Source organism: Vibrio sp. A1-b2 (assembly GCF_021726015.1).
Lineage (GTDB): Bacteria > Pseudomonadota > Gammaproteobacteria > Enterobacterales > Vibrionaceae > Vibrio > Vibrio diazotrophicus.
Genome location: NZ_JAKKCI010000017.1, coordinates 1 through 12,580, shown reverse-complemented (window position 1 = coordinate 12,580; position 12,580 = coordinate 1). Strand labels below are relative to the sequence as shown.

General features: G+C 45.3%; 8 protein-coding genes and 1 pseudogene. All 9 read right to left on the bottom strand.

Translation table 11 applies throughout. The features are described from left to right. Positions 1–98 precede the first annotated feature (98 nt). The gene (gene rpoC / locus L3V23_RS20625) at positions 99–4,301 is read right to left on the bottom strand and encodes a DNA-directed RNA polymerase subunit beta' (protein WP_102967323.1); all 4,203 of its coding nucleotides are present in this window, start codon (positions 4,299–4,301) and stop codon (positions 99–101) included. 87 nt (positions 4,302–4,388) lie between these two features. Next, complete coding sequence (gene rpoB, locus L3V23_RS20620; RefSeq protein ID WP_102967324.1) at positions 4,389–8,417, bottom strand: DNA-directed RNA polymerase subunit beta; 4,029 nt, start codon at positions 8,415–8,417, stop codon at positions 4,389–4,391. A gap of 231 nt (positions 8,418–8,648) precedes the next feature. After that, complete coding sequence (gene rplL / locus L3V23_RS20615; protein WP_042490192.1) at positions 8,649–9,017, bottom strand: 50S ribosomal protein L7/L12; 369 nt, start codon at positions 9,015–9,017, stop codon at positions 8,649–8,651. A gap of 59 nt (positions 9,018–9,076) precedes the next feature. Next, positions 9,077–9,565, bottom strand: a complete 489-nt coding sequence (rplJ, locus tag L3V23_RS20610) for a 50S ribosomal protein L10 (RefSeq protein WP_042490190.1) — start codon at positions 9,563–9,565, stop codon at positions 9,077–9,079. Between the two features lie 282 nt (positions 9,566–9,847). Next, a complete protein-coding gene (rplA, locus tag L3V23_RS20605) occupies positions 9,848–10,549 on the bottom strand; it encodes a 50S ribosomal protein L1 (protein ID WP_042490187.1) in 702 nt (233 codons plus the stop codon). A 4-nt stretch (positions 10,550–10,553) separates the two neighbouring features. After that, positions 10,554–10,982 carry a 50S ribosomal protein L11 gene (gene rplK, locus L3V23_RS20600; RefSeq protein WP_042490185.1) on the bottom strand — a complete coding sequence of 143 codons (429 nt, stop codon included), beginning with the start codon at positions 10,980–10,982 and terminating at the stop codon, positions 10,554–10,556. A gap of 185 nt (positions 10,983–11,167) precedes the next feature. Continuing rightward, positions 11,168–11,716, bottom strand: coding sequence for a transcription termination/antitermination protein NusG (gene nusG / locus L3V23_RS20595; protein WP_042490183.1), 549 nt, complete (start codon positions 11,714–11,716; stop codon positions 11,168–11,170). 12 nt (positions 11,717–11,728) lie between these two features. Continuing rightward, on the bottom strand, positions 11,729–12,106 hold the full coding sequence (secE, locus tag L3V23_RS20590; protein WP_042490180.1) for a preprotein translocase subunit SecE: 378 nt from the start codon (positions 12,104–12,106) through the stop codon (positions 11,729–11,731). Between the two features lie 239 nt (positions 12,107–12,345). Continuing rightward, a pseudogene (tuf, locus tag L3V23_RS20585) lies at positions 12,346–12,580 on the bottom strand (elongation factor Tu); the annotation flags it as partial.

Sequence of the window (12,580 nt, the reverse complement as noted above, 5' to 3'; positions counted from 1 at the left end):
ATTAACTTAGATTCAGTAGCTAACTGCTTTATTTGATTACAAATTTTTTCCAATAAAAAAGGCACCTTTCGGTGCCTTTTTTCATATCGATAGTTCGATTACTCTTCTGAAGAGAAACCTGCGTTCAGTAGTGCAGCTAGGTTATCCGTAGCTTGCTCTGCTGAAGGGCCTTCTTTCTGAGCTTCACGCTTAGATTGACGCTCTTGGTGGTACGCAAAACCAGTACCAGCAGGAATCAAGCGACCAACGATAACGTTCTCTTTCAGACCACGTAGGTCATCACGCTTACCAGATACCGCAGCTTCAGTCAGTACGCGCGTCGTTTCTTGGAACGATGCCGCAGAGATGAACGATTCTGTCGCTAGAGACGCTTTCGTGATACCTAGAAGTTCACGTTCGAAACGTGCTGGCTCTTTGCCTTCTGCTTCTAAAGCACGGTTAGCAATCTTAACTTGTGAGTATTCAACTTGCTCACCAGGTAGGAACTCAGAGTCACCTGCGAAAGTAATTGTACACTTACGTAGCATCTGACGAACGATGGTTTCGATGTGCTTATCGTTAATCTTAACGCCTTGCAGACGGTAAACTTCCTGAACTTCGTTAGCAATGTAAGAAGTTACAGCATGGATACCACGCAGACGTAGGATGTCATGTGGAGACTCTGGACCATCTGCGATCACGTCACCACGTTCGATACGCTCACCTTCAAACACGTTCAACTGACGATGCTTAGGAATCATCTCTTCGTAAACTTCACCGCTGTCGCGAGTGATAACTAGACGACGTTTACCCTTAGTCTCTTTACCGAACGACACAGTACCTGTGTACTCAGCAAGGATTGCAGGCTCTTTCGGCTTACGAGCTTCAAATAGGTCTGCTACGCGAGGTAGACCACCCGTGATGTCTCGGTTACCGCCAGATTTCTGAGGAATACGAGCAAGAGTATCACCCACATTCACTTCAGCGCCATCTTCGATGTTCACGATAGCTTTACCAGGTAGGAAGTATTGAGCTGGCATATCTGTACCAGGGATCACTACATCGTTACCTTTCTCATCCACAAGTTTGATAGCTGGACGCATATCTTTACCTGCTGCTGGACGAGCTGCTGCATCCGTTACTTCGCTTGAAGATAGACCTGTTAGGTCATCTGTTTGACGAGAAACGGTTACGCCATCGATCATGTCTACGAACTGGATGCGACCTGCCACTTCAGTGATGATTGGCAATGTGTGCGCTTCCCAGTTTGCTACTGTTTCACCAGCATCAACTGCGTCGTTATCTGCTTTGCTTAGCAATGAACCGTAAGGAAGTTTGTGCTTCTCTTTGGTACGACCAAATTCGTCAATGATAGTTAGCTCAGACGCACGAGATGTGATTACTAGCTTGCCATCTTTGTTAATTACGAACTTAGCATTGTGTAGCTTAACAGAACCAGTGTTCTTAGCTTGGATGCTGTTCTCTGCTGCTGCCGTAGATGCCGCACCACCGATGTGGAACGTACGCATCGTTAACTGTGTACCCGGTTCACCGATAGACTGAGCAGCGATAACACCTACTGCTTCACCTTGGTTCACTAGGTGACCACGAGCTAGGTCACGACCGTAACATAGTGCACAACAACCGAAGTCTGCGTCACAGGTTACTACTGAACGTACTTTAATACGGTCAACAGAGTTGTCGTTTAGAACCTGACACCATTTCTCATCAAGAAGAGTGTTACGAGGAACTAGAACTTCTTCTGTACCTGGTTTCAGAATGTCTTCTGCAACCACACGACCAAGCGCAAGTTCAGTTAGCGGAACTTTAACGTCACCACCCTCGATGTGAGGCATCATGTCTACACCCTCGTGGGTGCCACAGTCGTGCTCATAAACTACTACGTCTTGAGCAACGTCTACTAGACGACGTGTTAGGTAACCAGAGTTCGCTGTCTTCAATGCTGTATCCGCAAGACCCTTACGAGCACCGTGCGTTGAGATAAAGTACTGAAGTACGTTTAGACCTTCTTTAAAGTTCGCAGTGATTGGCGTCTCGATGATTGAACCATCTGGACGAGCCATCAGACCACGCATACCTGCTAGCTGACGAATCTGAGCTGCAGAACCACGAGCACCTGAGTCAGCCATCATATAGATGCTGTTGAATGACTCTTGCTTCTCTTCTTCACCGTCACGGTTAATAACCATTTCAGATGAAAGGTTCTCCATCATCGCTTTTGCTACGCGATCGTTGGTCGATGCCCAAATATCGATCACTTTGTTGTAGCGTTCGCCCGCAGTTACAAGACCAGACTGGAACTGTTCTTGAATTTCGCGTACTTCTTCTTCCGCTTCTGCGATTTCAGTGTATTTCGCAGGTGGTACAACCATATCGTCGATACCAACAGATACACCTGAAAGTGCCGCATAAGCGAAACCAGCGTACATGATTTGGTCAGCGAAGATTACAGTATCTTTCAGACCTAGCTTACGGTATGCCTCGTTAAGTAGGTTAGAAATTTGTTTCTTACCTAGCTTTTGGTTAACGATGCTGTAAGGAAGACCTGACGGTACGATTTGCCACAACATTGCACGGCCGACAGTAGTGTCTACCATCTTAGTTTCTGTTGTGCTGTTACCATCTTCGTCAACAACGGTTTCTGTAATACGTACTTTAACGCGTGCGTGTAGCTCTGCGCTCTTAGTGCGGTATGCCTTTTCAGCCTCTTCTGGGCCAGCAAGGTACATGCCTTCACCTTTCGCGTTGATCTTCTCACGAGTCATGTAGTACAGACCCAATACAACGTCCTGAGAAGGTACGATGATCGGATCACCTGACGCTGGCGACAGAATGTTGTTTGTCGACATCATCAGAGTACGAGCTTCTAGCTGTGCTTCTAGAGTTAGAGGCACGTGCACCGCCATTTGGTCACCATCGAAGTCCGCGTTATACGCCGCACACACTAGTGGGTGTAGCTGAATCGCTTTACCTTCGATAAGTACAGGTTCAAATGCCTGGATACCTAGACGGTGAAGTGTTGGTGCACGGTTAAGTAGCACTGGGTGTTCGCGGATTACTTCATCCAAGATATCCCATACAACAGCTTCTTCACGCTCTACCATTTTCTTAGCTGCTTTGATTGTAGTCGCAAGACCACGAGTCTCTAGCTTGCTGTAGATAAATGGTTTGAATAGCTCAAGTGCCATCTTCTTAGGAAGACCACACTGGTGCAGACGAAGGTATGGACCTACTGTGATTACAGAACGGCCAGAGTAGTCTACACGTTTACCTAGAAGGTTCTGACGGAAACGACCTTGTTTACCCTTGATCATATCAGCAAGAGATTTCAGAGGACGCTTGTTCGAACCTGTGATCGCGCGACCGCGACGACCGTTGTCTAGAAGCGCATCAACAGACTCTTGTAGCATACGTTTTTCGTTGCGTACGATGATGTCTGGAGCAGCAAGCTCAAGAAGACGTTTCAAACGGTTGTTACGGTTAATCACACGACGGTATAGATCGTTCAGATCAGAAGTCGCAAAGCGACCGCCATCTAGTGGTACTAGAGGACGCAGATCTGGCGGAAGCACTGGAAGAACAGTCAGAATCATCCACTCAGGTTTGTTACCTGAACTTACGAATGCTTCAACTAGCTTCAAACGCTTCGTTACTTTCTTACGCTTAGTTTCTGAGTTAGTCGTATCTAGCTCTTCACGCATCTGTTCGATTTCTGCATGAAGGTCCATTGAGCTTAATAGATCTTTGATCGCTTCAGCACCCATCTTAGCGGAGAATTCATCACCCCACTCTTCTAGGCGGTCTAGGTACTCTTCCTCAGTCAGCATTTGACCTTTTTCAAGATCAGTCATGCCTGGTTCTGTTACTACGTACATTTCGAAGTAAAGAACGCGCTCGATATCACGTAGCGGCATATCCATTAATAGACCGATACGAGATGGTAGAGATTTTAGGAACCAGATGTGAGCAACTGGAGATGCAAGCTCGATGTGGCCCATACGGTCACGACGAACTTTAGTCTGTGTAACTTCAACGCCACACTTCTCACAGATAACACCACGGTGTTTTAGACGCTTATATTTACCACAAAGACATTCGTAGTCTTTTACTGGGCCAAAAATACGCGCACAAAACAGACCATCACGTTCAGGTTTGAACGTACGATAGTTAATCGTCTCAGGTTTTTTAACTTCACCAAAAGACCATGAACGAATCATGTCTGGTGAAGACAGACCGATTTTGATTGCATCAAATTCTTCGGTCTTATGCTGTGCTTTTAGAAAGTTTAATAAGTCTTTCACAATCAGCTCCTGTAAGGAGTTAAAAGCAGCCAGCCAAACGCCAGCTGCTTTCTACCAGATAATCACATTTCTCTGACGAGAAACGAATTACTCTTCGTCTTCTAGCTCGATGTTGATACCTAGCGAGCGAATCTCTTTCAACAATACGTTGAACGATTCTGGCATGCCAGGTTCCATGCTGTGGTTGCCATCTACGATGTTCTTATACATCTTAGTACGGCCGTTAACGTCATCCGACTTAACTGTTAGCATTTCTTGTAGCGTGTAAGCAGCACCGTAAGCTTCAAGTGCCCATACTTCCATCTCACCGAAACGCTGACCACCGAACTGAGCTTTACCACCAAGTGGTTGCTGAGTAACAAGGCTGTAAGAACCCGTAGAACGAGCGTGCATCTTGTCATCAACAAGGTGGTTCAGTTTCAGCATGTACATGTAACCAACAGTTACAGGACGCTCAAACGCATCACCTGTACGACCATCGAACAATGTCAACTGACCAGACGTTGGAAGGTCTGCTAGTGACAATAGTTCTTTGATTGAAGCTTCGTTCGCGCCATCAAATACTGGTGTTGCAATCGGTAGACCGTTGCGTAAGTTACCAGCCAGTACGCGTACTTCTTCATCGCTCATAGAAGCAATGTCGACGCTCTGACGAGTTTCACCAAGATCGTAAACCTTCTGTAGGAATTCGCGCAGCTTAGCAAGCTCTTGCTGTTCCTTAATCATTTGGTTGATCTTGTCACCAATACCTTTAGCCGCCAGACCTAAGTGAACTTCTAGGATCTGACCGATGTTCATACGCGAAGGTACACCCAGTGGGTTAAGTACGATATCGACTGGCTGACCAGTTTCATCGTAAGGCATGTCTTCAACAGGGTTGATCTTAGAGATTACACCCTTGTTACCGTGACGACCCGCCATCTTATCACCCGGTTGGATGCGACGTTTCACCGCTAGGTAAACTTTAACGATCTTCAGTACGCCTGGTGCTAGATCATCACCTTGAGTGATCTTGCGACGCTTAGCTTCGAATTTCTTATCGAAGTCAGCTTTCAGTTCGTCGTACTGCTCTGCTAGCTGTTCTAGCTGAGTTTGTAGTTCGTCGTCTTCTAGCGTTTGTTCTAGCAACTGCTTACGGTCGATAGATTCAACTTTAGCTTCGCTGTAGCCTGCAGTAAGTAGCAGAGAACGAACACGTGCAAATAGACCGCCTTCAAGAATTTGGAACTCTTCAGTCAGGTCTTTCTTCGCTTCTTTCAGCTGCATTTGTTCGATTTCAAGTGCACGCTTGTCTTTCTCTACGCCATCGCGAGTGAAGACTTGTACATCGATAACCGTACCTGCAACAGAGTTAGGCACACGTAGTGAAGTATCTTTAACGTCAGAAGCTTTTTCACCGAAGATAGCGCGTAGTAGCTTCTCTTCTGGAGTTAGCTGAGTTTCACCTTTAGGTGTTACTTTACCAACTAGGATGTCGCCACCCTTAACTTCTGCACCAATGTAAACGATACCTGACTCATCCAATTTAGATAGAGCCGCTTCACCTACGTTTGGAATATCCGCAGTGATCTCTTCAGCACCAAGCTTAGTATCACGAGCCACACAAGATAGTTCTTGAATGTGGATAGTGGTAAAGCGGTCTTCTTGAACAACACGCTCAGAAACTAAGATCGAGTCTTCGAAGTTGTAACCGTTCCAAGGCATAAATGCGATACGCATGTTTTGGCCAAGAGCCAATTCGCCTAGGTCAGTTGAAGGACCATCTGCAACTACGTCACCACGAGCAACAAGTTCACCTGGCATCACACAAGGACGCTGGTTGATACATGTGTTTTGGTTTGAACGTGTGTACTTAGTTAGGTTGTAGATATCGATACCCGCTTCACCTGGTACCAACTCTTCTTCATTAACCTTAACAACGATACGAGATGCGTCCACAGACTGAACAACACCACCACGTTTAGCAACAGCAGTTACACCTGAGTCAACAGCTACGTTACGTTCAATACCAGTACCAACTAGAGGCTTGTCTGCTCTTAGAGTTGGAACTGCCTGACGTTGCATGTTCGCACCCATCAATGCACGGTTCGCGTCATCGTGTTCTAGGAACGGGATAAGCGAAGCTGCGATAGATACTACTTGGTTTGTAGCAACGTCCATGTAGTCAACGTGTTCACGAGGGTGAAGACCAGATTCACCTTTTTGACGTGCTGTGATCAGTTCGTCAGCAAAAGTGCTTTCTTCTGTCAGCTTCGCGTTCGCCTGAGCGATAACGAATTGACCTTCCTCGATAGCTGATAGGTAATCAACTTCATCAGTAACAACACCATCTACTACACGACGGTACGGAGTTTCTAGGAAACCGTACTCGTTACAACGTGCAAATGCAGATAGAGAGTTGATCAAACCGATGTTTGGACCTTCAGGCGTTTCGATAGGACATAGACGACCGTAGTGAGTTACGTGTACGTCACGTACTTCGAAGCCAGCACGTTCACGAGTAAGACCGCCAGGACCCAATGCAGAAATACGACGTTTGTGCGTAACTTCTGAAAGCGGGTTGTTTTGGTCCATAAATTGTGAAAGCTGTGAAGAACCAAAGAATTCTTTTACAGCAGCAGAAATCGGTTTCGCGTTGATCAGATCTTGTGGCATCACGTTGTCTAGATCGCCTAGGCTTAGACGTTCTTTAACTGCGCGTTCAACACGTACAAGACCAACACGGAATTGGTTTTCTGCCATTTCGCCTACGCTACGGATACGACGGTTGCCAAGGTGGTCGATATCGTCCACTTCGCCAATACCGTTACGGATCGCGATAAGCTTCTTCATCACTTCGATGATATCAGTTTCATCAAGAGTGCCTTGCTCACCAGCGTCTTCACGACCGATTGAGCTGTTGAACTTCATACGACCTACAGTTGATAGATCGTAACGTTCTTCAGAGAAGAATAGGCTATTAAATAGCGTTTCAGCCGCTTCTTTCGTTGGCGGCTCGCCAGGGCGCATCATGCGGTAGATTTCTACAAGCGCAGAAATACGGTCAGTTGTGCTGTCAACACGGACAGTGTCAGACATGAATGGACCGTGGTCTAGATCGTTCGTAAATAGAACTTCTAGTTTTTTGTATCCCGCTTGAGATAAGTTCGCTAGTGCTTCTAGGCTAATCTCTTGGTTAGCCGCGATGATTACTTCGCCAGTCGCTTCATTGATGTAATCTTTAGAAGATACTTTACCAACTGTGTATTCAACTGGTACTTCAATGAATTCAACGCCATCTTTTTCAAGTTGACGGATGTGACGAGCCGTAACGCGACGACCTTTCTCTACATAGACCTTGCCATCAGCTTCGATGTCAAACGTAGCCGTTTCACCACGTAGACGCTCAGGCACCAACTCCATCATTAGAGTTTGGTCTTTCACTTCGAAGTTTACTTTTTCGAAGAAGATATCAAGGATCTCTTCAGTCGTCTTACCTAGAGCACGAAGAATGATCGATGCTGGTAGTTTACGACGGCGGTCAATACGTACGTATAGGTTATCCTTTGGATCGAATTCGAAATCCAACCATGAACCACGGTAAGGAATGATACGCGCGTTATATAGAACTTTACCTGAAGAGTGGGTCTTACCCTTATCGCTGTCGAAGAATACGCCTGGGCTTCTGTGCAGCTGGGATACGATAACCCTCTCGGTACCATTAATTACAAAGGTACCATTATCTGTCATGAGTGGAATTTCACCCATGTAGACTTCTTGTTCTTTAATATCTTTGACAGTACCTGCTGGCGCGTCTTTATCAAAAATCACAAGGCGTAGTTTTACGCGCAGTGGTTTTGAATAAGTTACACCACGGATTTGACATTCTTTAACGTCAAAAACTGGCTCACCAAGACGGTAGCTAACGTATTGCAGCTCTGAATTGCCGTTGTAGCTCTGAATTGGAAATACAGAACGAAAAGCAGCTTCAAGACCGTATTGTCCCTCAGGATCCTGTTCGATAAATTTATCGAATGAATCGAGCTGGATCGATAGCAGGTATGGAATGTCCAGTACTTGTGGACGAGTACCAAAGTCCTTACGGATGCGCTTTTTCTCGGTATAAGAGTAAACCATGGGGTTCCTCAGCTCGCTGATAAGTGACCCAAACTGTCCACCTTGAAGGTTTAGGACAGTGACTAAATCGCTGTTTACTGTAGTGACGGTTTGTCAGTTCGACTTCCGCTTTTTGCATGAATATGGGACGCTTAAACAGCGGGAAAATTCGCCCATACCCTACAGCGCAAAAAGGCCGGTGGTTATTAAACCACCAGCCATTAGCCTTTCGGCTAAGAAATTAAGTAATTATTACTTAACTTCAACAGTTGCACCAGCTTCTTCAAGCTCTTTCTTCAGTGCTTCTGCTTCTTCTTTAGAAACAGCTTCTTTCAGAGGAGCTGGAGCGCCGTCAACTAGAGCTTTAGCTTCTTTAAGACCTAGGCCAGTTGCGCCACGTACTGCTTTGATTACAGAAACTTTGTTCGCACCAGCAGCAGTTAGGATTACGTTGAATTCAGTTTGCTCTTCAACAGCTGCACCAGCAGCAGCGCCGCCAGCTACAACTGCAGCAGCAGCAGAAACACCGAATTTTTCTTCCATTGCAGTGATTAGTTCAACAACTTGCATTACAGACATTTCTGCAACTGCGTCTAGGATTTGCTCGTTAGTAATAGACATAACAATTCTCTTTTAAGTCAACAATAAGTTTATTTTGCAACCAGTAAAAAGCAAGGCAATTAAGCAGCTTCTTTTTGATCACGGATAGCAGCGATAGTACGTACCAATTTGCCAGCAGAAGCTTCTTTCATGCACATCATTAGGCGTGCGATTGCTTCGTCGTAAGTTGGTAGTGTCGCTAGTACTTCAACGTCAGTGATAGAACCTTCGAATGCAGCAGCTTTGATTTCGAATGCTTTGTTCTCTTTAGCGAAGTCTTTAAAAAGACGCGCTGCAGCACCTGGGTGCTCATTAGAGAAGCCGATCAAAGTTGGACCTACGAATACGTCTTGTAGACATTCGTAAGCTGTGCCTTCTACAGCGCGACGTGCAAGTGTGTTACGAACAACTTTTAGGTAAACACCAGCTTCACGAGCTTGTTTACGTAGAGTTGTCATAGCAGCAACTTGTACACCACGAGAGTCAGCTACAACTGCAGAAAGTGCACCACTGGCCGCTTCGTTGACTTCAGCAACAATTGCTTGTTTGTCTTGAAGGTTTAAAGCCATCTTGGATTACTCCTGGTTGATATTACACCACTCACTATTGTCACAACAGTGAGAGATTATTAGGTGCAGTTCCAGAAGAAAGGTAACCCATTCTTTAAAATAAAAAATGAAATCTTTCTGTCAGGTTCGGGCACCATCTACGTAGGTTGTATTAAGTTATCGAATGATAACGCCTACGGTCTTGGACGGAGACTGAATTCGGATTCAGAGAATCGGGCTTCAGCCCCAACCACAAATATTAGGCGCAAAATTATACACAAATTTTGCGCCTAAGCAAATGCATTATGCTTGAGTGTTCAGAGTATTCTGATCAACAGCAACACCAGCACCCATAGTAGTAGAGATGCTTACCTTCTTCAGGAAAGTACCTTTCGCTGAAGATGGTTTTGCTTTCTTAAGCGCAACTAGTAGAGCTTCTAAGTTCTCTTGTAGTTGGTTAGCTTCGAAAGACACCTTACCAATAGTAGTGTGGATGATACCGTTCTTGTCGTTACGGTAACGAACCTGACCAGCTTTAGCGTTCTTAACCGCTTCAGCAACGTTAGGAGTTACAGTACCAACTTTAGGGTTTGGCATTAGACCTCGTGGACCAAGGATGGTACCAAGTTGACCTACAACGCGCATTGCATCTGGAGATGCGATAACTACGTCGAAGTCCATAACACCTTTCTTAACTTGATCAGCTAGGTCTTCCATACCCACTAGGTCAGCGCCTGCAGCTTTAGCAGCTTCAGCGTTTGCACCTTGAGTGAATACAGCAACACGGATATCACGACCAGTACCGTGTGGTAGTACAGTTGCACCACGTACGTTTTGGTCAGATTTACGAGCGTCGATACCTAGGTTAACAGCAACGTCAACAGACTCTACGAATTTTGCAGTTGCTAGTTCTTTAAGAAGAGCAACAGCTTCGTTGATTTCGTACTCTTTAGTTACATCCACTTTCTCGCGGATTGTACGCATACGCTTAGTTAGTTTTGCCATTATATTAACCCTCTACCACTAGGCCCATTGAACGAGCAGTACCAGCGATAGAACGCTTCATCGCTTCGATGTCAGCACCAGTCATATCAGCAGCTTTAGTTTCTGCGATTTCTTGGATTTGAGCGTCAGTGATAGTACCCACTTTTTCAGTGTTTGGACGACCAGAACCAGACTTGATACCAGCTGCTTTCTTAAGAAGAACTGCTGCAGGTGGAGTCTTAGTTTCGAATGTGAAAGAACGGTCGCTGTATACAGTGATTACAACTGGAGTAGGTAGACCTTTCTCGATAGATTCTGTACGTGCGTTGAACGCTTTACAGAATTCCATGATGTTCACACCACGTTGACCTAGAGCAGGACCAACTGGTGGACTTGGGTTAGCCATACCCGCTGCAACTTGCAGCTTGATATAAGCTTCAACTTTCTTAGCCATGATATTTCCTAAATTTTGGGTTCAAACGCTAATTAACAATCAGCTCCCCGAAGTAACAAAACCAATTAAAGGTTTAGAAAACCTGATTCTCAAGTGGTAACACTCAAAAATGGTATTAATACCTGTAAAAAGGCGCGAAATTATAGCTAGCATTCGCGCCTTAAACAAGCCTAAAAGGTGTTTTTTTAGTCAACCTTTTCAACTTGTCCAAATTCAAGCTCAACTGGTGTCGCACGACCAAAGATCGATACAGACACTTTCAGGCGGCTCTTCTCATAATCCACTTCTTCAACCGTACCGTTAAAGTCAGCAAATGGACCTTCGTTAACACGAACCACTTCACCCGCTTCGAACATAGTCTTAGGACGTGGAGCTTCGCTCGCCTTCTCTAGACGGTTCAGAATCGCGTCTGCTTCTTTATCAGTAATTGGCGCTGGACGATCAGAAGTACCACCAATGAAGCCCATTACACGAGGGACGCTACGTACTAAGTGCCAAGATTCATCATTCATAATCATTTGCACAAGCACGTAACCAGGGAAGAATTTACGTTCACTTTTACGGCGTTGACCCGCGCGCATCTCAACAACTTCTTCAGTTGGGACAAGCACTTCACCGAATAGATCTTCCATGCTGTGCATCTTGATATGTTCACGTAGAGATTGTGCTACGCGACCTTCAAAGCCAGAGAAGGCTTGAACTACATACCAGCGTTTTTTTGGAGCTTCACTCATGTATTAAACCCTCTATACCCCAGTAGCAAAGGCCACTAGACGAACCATAATTCCGTCAATGCCCCAAAGTACTAGAGCCATTACAATACTTACCGCTAACACAATTAGTGTTGTTTGCATCGTTTCTTGGCGTGTAGGCCAAACAACTTTACGAACTTCCATTCGTGATTCACGTGCAAAACTAATTGCGGCTTTGCCTTTTGATGTTGTTGCAGCGACGCCTAGCGCAGCAGCAATTAACACAATTACACCTGCAGCGCGAATCACTACAGACAATTCACCATACAGGTAATTACCCACAACAGCGGCAGCTAGCAGAACGAAAGTGACAATCCACTTAAATGTATCTGCTGCATTTGAGCTATCAGGAGCTTCAGCATTTGCTTTCATAAACCAACCTGTCACACAAGTCTTACTATAGACGACAACAACCCCGCTGCTGCAGGGCAAATCCATAACATCAAGGTAAAATACCTCGATGCACTCTCTTTTTTATTTGTTAAAGAGCTAAATTCTTTAACAAATAGTCCTGTTTTCACACTTGCTTGTATAAAAAACTAGCTAATGCTTAATACAGCGCATAAAAAGGGCATCAAATGATGCCCTTTTTACTAGTGTCACGTCAAATCTTATTCAAAGATTTTAGCTACAACACCAGCACCAACTGTACGGCCACCTTCACGGATCGCGAAACGTAGACCTTCATCCATTGCGATTGGAGCGATTAGCTCTACAATCATTTGGATGTTGTCGCCAGGCATTACCATTTCTACGCCTTCTGGTAGAGAGATATCACCAGTTACGTCAGTTGTACGGAAGTAGAACTGTGGACGGTAGCCTTTGAAGAATGGAGTATGACGGCCA